This is a genomic window from Rhodoferax sp. (genome assembly GCF_039922535.1).
In the GTDB taxonomy this organism is placed as follows: domain Bacteria; phylum Pseudomonadota; class Gammaproteobacteria; order Burkholderiales; family Burkholderiaceae_C; genus Rhodoferax_B.
The window spans coordinates 1-8,759 of record NZ_JBDTEM010000451.1; the positions used below are offsets into that span (position 1 = coordinate 1).

Below are 8,759 nucleotides of genomic sequence, written 5' to 3' on the forward strand. Positions count from 1 at the left end.
CGATACCGGTCGCGCCAGTATCCTGGGCCAGCGTCAGCGTCTGGCCCGCTTGCAGGTCCAGTTGTTGAAGACCGTAGTTCACGTACAGGCCATCGGCTGCCCCGCCGGTGCTCAGTCGGAAGTCGTAAATGCCAGTGGCGACTGTGGGGTTCCCCGATCCCTGCTGGATGTTCTTCTGGGTCGCATTCGTGATGACAGTGCCGTTCTGGTCGGTCAGGACCAGTGCACCGGCGGTGCCCGTCACCGCGCCTGCACTGACCAGTTTCATGCCCACGTTCGCATCATCCTGCATCAGCAGGTTGTTCGTGCCGGGCGTACCTGGGGCGGGAACGACAAACGTCCCGGGCAGATTGATGCGTACCGTACCGGCATGGCTGACGTCCAGCGTGCCAGTGGTGATATTGTTGGTTGCCACCGCTTGACTCAGATCCGTGGTAGCGAACTGCACCGCGCCGCCATTGATGTTCAGGCCGCCAATCGTCTGCGTGCCAGCGCCTACCGTGGTCACATTGCCTGCGTTCAGTTCCAGCTTGGCGGCTGTCAGGGTCGTGGTGTTATTGCCCGACAGGGCGAAGCTGTTGTTGGTCAGCTTGACCGTACCGGTGAAGGCGCTGCCCGCGCTGGCGGCGAAGGAGAACGCCTGGTTGGCGTTGGACGCGTTCAGCGTACCGGCGCCGGTCAAGGCGTTGTCGAAGCTGAAGGCGCCTGCCGCCTGCAGATTGACGTTGCCGCCGGCGGCGATATCGACGCTGCCGGTGCCCAAGGTTGGGCTGCTGGTCGTGGCCGTGTTCGCCACCCCCAGGTTGCCGGTTCCGGTCACCTTCCACCCGCCGGTATAGCTGCCGTTGGCGCCGGTGACGGTGGCCAGCGCACCGCTGACCTGGGTCGCGCCCGTGCCCGCCAGCGTGTTGCCGAAGGTGCCGGCGGTTGCGAATGCCAGGTCCAGGCCGACCGTGCCGGCCGCAAGGTTGTCGGTCACCGTGCCCGAACCTGCGGCACTGGCATGGGTGAGTTTGAGCAGGCCGGCCGTCACCGTGCTCCCGCCTGTGTATGTATTGGCAGCCGAGAGCGTCAGCACGCCGGTGCCATCCTTGGCCAGGCTTGCGGGTCCGCTGACGAGTCCCGTGATAGTCGTATTGCCTGCGCCGCCGACGGTCAGCGGGTTGGCGTTGCTGGCGGTGTCAAGGGCACCGCCGAGGGTCAGGGTGCCCGCGTCGGAGTTGATGCGGGTGGCGCCGCCCAGGGTGATGGGGCCGGCCCAGCTGTTGTTGCCGCTGATATTGCGCAGCGCCCCGGTGCCGCCCACGCCGGTGCCGTTCAAGGTGAGCGCCTCGGCACCCACCGCGATGTTGTTCTGCAGCTGCAAGGCGGTGCCGGCTGCCACGGAGGTGCCGCCTAAGGTCGAGCCCAGCGCGCTGCTGTTCTGGATGTTGAGAACACCGGCGCTCAACGTGGTGACGCCATCAAACGTGTTGGTGCCGGTGAGGGTCAGGGCACCTGCGCCGTCCTTGGTGATGCCGCCGGTGCCGCTGATGCTGCCGCCGAGAATCTGGCTCGTGCTGGAGCTGTACTGCAGCGTGCCATTGTTGGCGATGTCGCCAAGGTAATTGCCGGAGCCCAGGCTGCCTGCGGTGGAGACTTGCAGGTTGCCATCCTGGATGGTGGTGCTGCCGGTGTAGGTGTTGGTGCCTTTCACCACCACCTGGCCCCTGGTCTGCAGCGACACCGCGCCACCGGCGGCGTTGTCGGCGATCACGGAATTCGCCGTGAGGGTGGCCGCGGCATTCACGTTCGCCAGAATCAGCTTGGATGCCGCCGCCGTACTGCCGGCGGTGATCGCGCCCTGGTTGACGGCGTTGCCGAGGGTTAGCGATTGGCCGCTGCCGCCGATGGCGACGGCGCCGAGGGTGCCAGTACCGGCGCCGGTGCCGTCGATCGTCAGCCTGACGCCAGCGTTGATCGCCACCGTCGTCGCGAAGGTGGGCGCCACCATCAGCAGCGAATTGATGGTGGTGTTTGCGGTGTAGATGGCGGCGGTTGCGATCGCAGTGCCGTCATCAATCCGCAGGTCCCCAACGGGGTTGGTATACGTGGCCGCTGGACCAAGGGTGTAGCTGTTGGTGGTCAGGCCGTTGTAAGTGCCAATCCACGGCACCACATAGGTGGTCCCGGAGCCATCACTCGCCGTCGAAGCCCAGCCGCTGCCGTTCCACAGGGAGCCGCCCAGCTTGGTGAAGCCGGGGATGGCCAAGGTCGTGGTGGTGATGAAATTGGCGTTGCCGGCCGTGGCGATGCCGCCGCCGACCGTCGTGCTGCCGCCGATGAAATTGAAGGCTGAGCCAAGCGGATTGGCGATGGCACCGACGTTAAGGTTGATGCTGGTGGCGCCGTTCTGGGTCAATTGCAGGGCGCCGCCGCTGCCGTTCAGACCATTGAAGCTCTGCGTATCGGCCTCGCCCGCGCCGCCCTTGAGCTCCAGCGTGCCGCCGTTGAGCGACAGCGGCTGGGCGGTGGTAATGATGTTGTTGGTACCACCCAGGCTGAAGTCCAGCAACAGCGTGCCGCCGTTCACGGTGGTGGACCCGGCGTAGGTGTTGCTGTTGCTCAGGCTGAGTGTGCCGGACCCGTCCTTCAGCAGGCTGCCCGAGCCGCTGACGGCACCGCTGAGCAGCTGTGTGGCGCTGGAGCTGTATTGCAGCGTGCCGTTATTGACGATGCTGCCCGCGTAGGCGCCGTTACCCAGGCTGCCGGCCCCGGCAATGCGCAGCGTGCCGGGGCCAATGGTGGTATCGCCGAGGTAGCTGTTCGTGCTGATCAGGGTGAGCTTGCCGCTGCCGTTCTTCAGCAGGCTGCCGCTGCCGCTGATGGCGCCGACCAGCAGCTGATCGGCGCTGGAACTGTATTGGAGCGCGCCGTTGTTGGTGATCTTGCCGATGTAAAGGCCGCCGCCCAGGGTACCGGCGCCGGCGACCTGCAGGATGCCGGTGGCTATGGTCGTGTCGCCGGTGTAGGTGTTGGCGCCGGTTAGAACGACGGTTCCCGTGCCATCCTTGACCAAACTGCCAACGCCGCTGATCGCACCGGTGAAGGTCTGGTTGACACTGGAGCTGTATTGCAAGCTGCCGTCATTGGCAATGGCGCCCGCATAGGTGCCGCTGCCCAGACTCCCTGTGCCGGCAATTTGCAAGAGGCCTGCGCCGATAGAGGTGTTACCGGTGAAGGTGTTGCTGCCCCTCAGGACCACCTTCCCCCTGGTGGCCAGGTCGACCTTGCCGCCCAAGCCGTTGTCGGCGATTTTGGCGTTCACCGCGAGGGTGGAGGTCGGGCTCAGGTTGGTCAGCGCCAGGGTGGAGGCCGTCGCCGTGGTGCCAGCGGTGATCGTGCCCTGGTTGACCACATTGCCCAGGGTCAGCGACTGGGCGGGGGCGCTGATGGCCACAGCCCCGGTGGCGCCGTCGCTATTGCCAACGGTGAGCGTGACGCCGGGGTTGATCGCCACCGTGGTCGAGTAGGTGGGCGCGACCATCAGCAGCGACTTCACTGCGGTATTGGCGCTGTAGGTGGCGGCGATGCCGTTGGTGCCGCCATCCCTGATCCGCAGGTTGCCGACCGGGTCGAGGGTGCTCGGGGCGGGGTTGGCCGTATTGCCGTCGGTGACCAGCTCCGTAAAGGCGCCCAGGTACTCCACCACATAGGTGGTGCCTGAGCCGTTGGTTGCCGTGGAGGCCCAATTGCTGCCATTCCACAGGCTTGCTCCCAGCAGATCCAAGCCGTTGTTGGCACCCGCGGCCGTGGTCGTGGTGAAGCTGGCGACACCGGGAACGGCGAGGCCAGCGGCCACCGTCGTATCCGCACCGACGAAGTTGTAGCTTCCTCCCATCGCGATGGCACCGAGATTCGCCTGCAGGCTGGTGGCGCCGTTCCTCGTCAGCTTCACGGTGCCGCCGGTGCCGCTCAGGCCGGCGAAGGTTTGCGTGTTGGCTTCGCCCGCGCCGCCCTTGAGCTCCAGAGTGCCGCCGCCCAGGGTCAGAGCGGAAGCGCTATTGATGATGTTGCTGGTGCCGCCCGCGGCGAAATCCAACAGCAGGGTGCCATCATTAACCGCCGTCGCGCCGGTGTAGGTGTTGGTATTGGTCAGGGTGAGCGTGCCGGCACCATCGTTGGCCAGCGAGCCCGTGCCACTGATGATGCCGCTGATCAGCGTGTCGCCCGCGCCGCCCACAGTCAGCAGAAGGCCGTTGGTGGCCACCGTGCCGGTGAGCGCCAGCGTGCTGCCGGTGTCGGCGTTGATGCGAGCGTCGAAGGTGCCCAGGGTGATAGCGCCGGCCCAGGTATTGGCACCCGACAGGCTGCGCAGTGCACCGTCATTGGCCACACCGTTGCCGCTCAGGGTCAAGGCCTCGCCGGTGACCGTGAGGCCGCCCTGGAGTTGCAGGGCCGCGCCGCCAGACACCGTGGTGCCGACGGCGGTCGTGCCCAGGGCCCCGGCGTTCTGGATATTGAGCGCGCCTTGGCTCACCGTGGTGGCGCCCGTGTAAGTGTTGGCGCCGGTCAGGGTAAAGGTGCCGGAGCGGGTTTTAGCCAAGCCGCCCGTGCCGGAAATGACGCCGGCAAAGGTGGAGTCACCGCTGCCATCGGTCCCGCCGTTGCCATTGGCCACCGTGAGTGTGCCGGTACCCAACGCGACTGAGGCGGCCGTGTTGGTCGAAGCCAGCGAGCCGATGGTTTGGCTCCTATTGTTCAAGTTGAACACCGGCGTGCCGGCCGCGTTCATTTGCAATTCCACACTGTCTCTGATCTGGTTCGCCAGCTGCATTCGCAACGTGTCGGTGCCGATGCCGTCGCCGATGAGCAGATCCACAGTGCCCGCCACCCTGTCGCCGGGAATAACAACGACATTGACATTCCTACCCACGTCGACGATCCCCCCATTGATCGTGGTTCTTCCGGTGTAGGTATTCGCGTTAGCACCGCCGGCAAACGAGCTGCCGCCCACGCCATCAAAGGTGATACCGCCCGTGCCGGAAATGGTGCTGTTGATGATTGCACCGACTGTCCCCGCCGCGCCAATGGCGGCGGAACCCACGGTCAGGTTAAAGCTACCGAGGTTGAGGTTGCCGGAGCCGCTGACGCCGAGAGTTATTTTGCCTGCGTCGACATTGATCCGCGCGTCGCTGCCCAAAGTGATTGCACCTGCACCACCAATCGAACTGAGGCCCGAAACATTCCGTATCGCACCGCCATTGCTGACTCCGGTACCGTTGATGGTGATCGACCTATTGGAGGAAGCAAGGTTGGCGGTAACCGTCTCCAAAGCCGCACCGGCCATGACGGTGGTGGTAGCGCCGACCGCTGCAGCACCCCAACCGCCATTGGATGTGATCCGAAGCGCGCCTTGATTCACGAGAACCGACCCCGTGTAAGTGTTATTGCCGGCCAAGTTCAGCATCCCGGTGCCGGTCTTGGTCAAGCCGCCCGCTCCGCTTATGGCACCGCCGATGGTGATGCCCCCCGCAGCGTTGGTCGTGATCGTGTGGTTTCCGGCGGACAGCACCGTGAGCATGTTGATCGTCTGCAGATTGCTGCTGTTATTGGTCACCCCACCGTTGAGGGTGATCGCGGTGCCGCTGAGCGTGAACGCGCCGGCCCCGGCATTGAACGTGAGGCTGTTGAACGCGGTATTTGCGACGAAATTGTTGGTGGGCGTTAAGCGAAGCCCCCCCCCGAATTGCAGATCATCGCCGGCGACAGGAGCTGCTGCGTCCCAGTTGAGCAGGTTGGTCCAATTATTGTCAGCGCCGCCACCATCCCATATCCTTGTCGCGGCCTGCGCCTGCCCGCAGCAGGCCAGCGCCATCAGCGTTGCCAGCAAGGCCGGGCCGCGGCCGACCTTTTCGCGGGCCTTCTTGCCGCTGGACTTTGCCAGTTCGGAGACCACCACCCACGCCTGTTGGGCCCTGCTCCAAACGATCTTGTACAAGTCATTCATTTGCTGTCTCCCTTTGGCCCTGACCCCTGGCCGCAAAGTGTGTGTAGCGCTTGGACTTTTTACAATTACTATACACAAACCTCCTGCTTTAGGCTCCTAGTTTCATAGCAATGAAAACGGATGGCCTAGGCAGCCATAGCGTTCGCGCCCCAGGGTCTGGCAGATGCTCGGCGCATCCCAGCCGCGGTACGCTGAATGCACAGCATTTACTACATTATTAATAGCGGCTCGCGCAGGTACCACCTGCGTAAAAGGCCTTTTTTATTTAAATTTCTTAAAGCATGGGCCGTAGCTCCCGCGCGGCCTCCAGCAGCAGCGGCAGCAGGTCGCGGCGCAGGGTCTGCTGCTCCAGGCGCTGCGGTGTGGTCACCACGTTCAGTGCGGCCACGGTTTTGCCCTGTAGGTTGCGCAGCGGCACCGCCAGGGCGTGCACGCCGAGTTCGTGCTCTTCGCTGGCGACGCAGAAGTCGTCAACCCGCACCTGGGCGATGGCAGCGCGGAAGGCTTGGGGGTCGGTGCAGGTATGGGCCGTCAGGCGCGGCAGACTGCGGTTTTTCATCCAGGCGTTGAAGACCAGCTTGGTTTCGTTGGCCAGCAACACCCTGCCGGTGGAGGTAGCGTGGGCGGGTAGCCGTGCACCCAGATGCAGGCCGTACGCCAGCACACGCAACGGGCCGCCGCTGCGGTCGTTGCCACTGCGGGCCACGATGACCACCTCGTCGCCGTCGCGCACCACCGCCGAAACCGACTCCAGCGTCTGCGCCGCCAGCCGGTTCAAGGTGGGCTGCAGCACGCGTGGCAACTGGGCCGATGCCAGGTAGCTGCCCGAGAAGCGCAGCACCTTGGCCGCCAGCCAGAAGTAACTGCCGTCGGTGTCCAGGTAGCCCAGATGCGCCAGCGTCAGCAGGTGGCGGCGGGCCGCGGCACGGGTCAGCCCGGCGCGCTGGGCGGCCAGGGTGGCGTTGAGACGCTGGCGTTCGGTGTCAAAGCTTTCAAGCACGGCCATGCCTTTGGCCATGCCTTCGATCAAATCGGCTTTCTGAATCTCCATGGCCACCTCATTTTGCGCGGTGATCGCACAACTAGGCCGATGATCGCACAAAGACCGGTTTCGCCTCTGGCAAATATGCGGGTCAAAACCTAAGCTTGCAGCACTATTTCAGGAGACATTCCATGCGTACCCAGGTTGCCATCATTGGAGCCGGCCCTTCCGGCTTGCTGCTCGGCCAGTTGCTGCACAAAGCCGGCATAGACAACATCATCATCGAGCGGCAAAGCCCCGATTACGTGCTGGGCCGCATCCGCGCTGGCATTCTGGAGCAGACCACGGTGGACATGCTGCACGAGGCGGGCATGGGCGAGCGGGTGCAGGCCGAGGGCGTGGTGCACCACAGCATTGAACTGGTGTTCTCGGGTGTGCGCCATGCCATCGACGTGCAGGGCCTGACCGGCGGCAAGGTGGTGACAGCCTACGGCCAGACCGAGGTGACGCGCGACCTGATGGATGCCCGCAGCGCGGCGGGCCTGACCACCGTCTACCAGGCCGCCCAGGTCAGCGTGCACGACTTCGACAGCAGCACACCACGCGTGCGCTACCAAAAGGACGGGCAAAACTTCGAGCTGGAATGCGACTTCATCGCTGGCTGCGACGGCTTCCACGGTGTCTGCCGTGCCAGCGTGCCCGAGGGCGCGATCACCGAATACGAGAAGGTGTATCCGTTCGGCTGGCTGGGTGTTCTGGCCGATGTGCCGCCGGTGTCGCCGCATTCCATCGTCTACGGCAACAGCGAGCGCGGGTTTTCGCTGTGCTCCATGCGCAGCCTGACGCGCAGCCGCTACTACGTGCAGTGCCCGATGGACGACAAGGTAGAGGCCTGGAGCGACCAGCGCTTCTGGGACGAGCTGCGCAGCCGCCTCGACCCCGAACTGGCCGAGCGCATCGTCACCGGCCCCACGCTGGAGAAAAGCATTGCCCCGCTGCGCAGCTTTGTGGCCGAGCCGATGCGCTTTGGCCGCATGTTTCTGGCCGGGGATGCCGCCCACATCGTGCCGCCCACCGGGGCGAAGGGCTTGAACCTGGCGGCCAGCGATGTGAAATATTTGTCCAGCGCCTTCATCGAGTTCTATGCCGAGAAAAGTGCTGCCGGCATCGACACCTATTCGCAGCGCGCGTTGGCCCGCATCTGGAAGGCCGAACGCTTCTCTTGGTGGCTGACCTCGCTGATGCACAAGTTTCCCGACACCGGGGCCTTTGGTCAGCGCATGCAAGAGGCCGAGCTGGAGTACCTAGTGCACTCTGCGGCAGCATCCACCGTATTGGCAGAAAACTATGTGGGGCTGCCACTCTATACAGGGCGGTAAAAGAATGTAAGCGACCGTATACACCCAAGCGTACGGGGACAAAATTCGATCTCGGTACACACTGGAGTGGCGGGATGAAAAAAAAAGGGAAGATTCACCACTGGAATACCTCGCGCGGTATGGGGTTCATCCGCAGCCCGAAAACCGGCTACGACATTTTTTTCCATATCAAGGACTACCGTGGCTCAAGCTTGCCGCGGGAAGGTGAAACCGTATGGTTTGATGAAGTCACCACCCGCCATACACGGCCCCGCGCCATCGAGGTCAGCACCGCCAGCGGCAACGCCGATGTGCATTCCCAACGGCCCCGCCGCTACATCGGCCGCCAATCGGGTACTCGTTCGTTTGTGCTGCTGCTGTTCTTGTGGGTGGTGCTCGGGGTGTGGGGGGTGTGGGACACCCGCCTTTC

General features: G+C 64.3%; 4 protein-coding genes. 2 read left to right on the plus strand and 2 right to left on the minus strand.

The annotated features are described in order from the left end of the window. The coding region (locus ABI213_RS21425; protein ID WP_348028581.1) for an autotransporter-associated beta strand repeat-containing protein at nt 1–5,989 on the minus strand (5,989 nt) is incomplete at its 3' end. A 274-nt stretch (nt 5,990–6,263) separates the two neighbouring features. Further along, nucleotides 6,264–7,040, minus strand: coding sequence for an IclR family transcriptional regulator C-terminal domain-containing protein (locus ABI213_RS21430; protein ID WP_348028583.1), 777 nt, complete (start codon nt 7,038–7,040; stop codon nt 6,264–6,266). Between the two features lie 122 nt (nt 7,041–7,162). Here ABI213_RS21430 and pobA point away from each other — a divergent pair, with 122 nt between their 5' ends. Together pobA and ABI213_RS21440 are read left to right on the plus strand one after the other, a co-directional pair. After that, nucleotides 7,163–8,350: a 4-hydroxybenzoate 3-monooxygenase gene (gene pobA, locus ABI213_RS21435; RefSeq protein WP_348014779.1), complete on the plus strand. Its 1,188-nt coding sequence runs from the start codon at nt 7,163–7,165 to the stop codon at nt 8,348–8,350. Nucleotides 8,351–8,424: 74 nt separating this feature from the next. Continuing rightward, a partial coding sequence (locus ABI213_RS21440) for a cold shock domain-containing protein (protein ID WP_348028584.1) occupies nt 8,425–8,759 on the plus strand: 335 nt, incomplete at its 3' end.

What these genes read in the sequence shown, in the direction of transcription:
- pobA (WP_348014779.1), top strand. Translation starts at nt 7,163, where the DNA reads ATGCGTACCCAGGTTGCCATCATTGGAGCCGGCCCTTCCGGCTTGCTG.
- ABI213_RS21430 (WP_348028583.1), bottom strand. Translation starts at nt 7,040, where the DNA reads ATGGAGATTCAGAAAGCCGATTTGATCGAAGGCATGGCCAAAGGCATG.